This is a genomic window from Bradyrhizobium sp. LeoA1Lang (genome assembly GCF_055413685.1).
This window is the reverse complement of sequence record NZ_JBVAPG010000635.1, coordinates 1-254: the sequence shown is the minus strand read 5'-3', so window position 1 is coordinate 254 and position 254 is coordinate 1. Positions and strand designations below refer to the sequence as shown.

Genomic DNA, 254 nt, shown 5'->3' with positions numbered 1-254 from the left:
AACGAAACGGCTTCATTCGCCGTCAGCCCGGCGTTCCCCGAAGCATCGAGATTCTCCTGCCACCCGAAAACTTGCCGATCCTCGAATGGCTCGGTATCAAAACGTCAAAATCACTGTGATGAACCACCTAGACGAGCTCTGGACCGGCGATGGGCGTGCGCTACCTGTGCTCATGAAGGCCCAGATTTCCCGCGAAGTCGATCGGCTAGAACTGCTGCTCGAACAGATCAAGCTGGTTGAGGATGAACGCGATG

The 254-nt window shown here is 55.9% G+C and carries 1 pseudogene; it reads left to right on the top strand.

Annotated features, from left to right (window positions below):
- Nucleotides 1–127 precede the first annotated feature (127 nt).
- Nucleotides 128–254, top strand: a pseudogene (locus ACZYOF_RS44800) (IS110 family transposase); the annotation flags it as partial.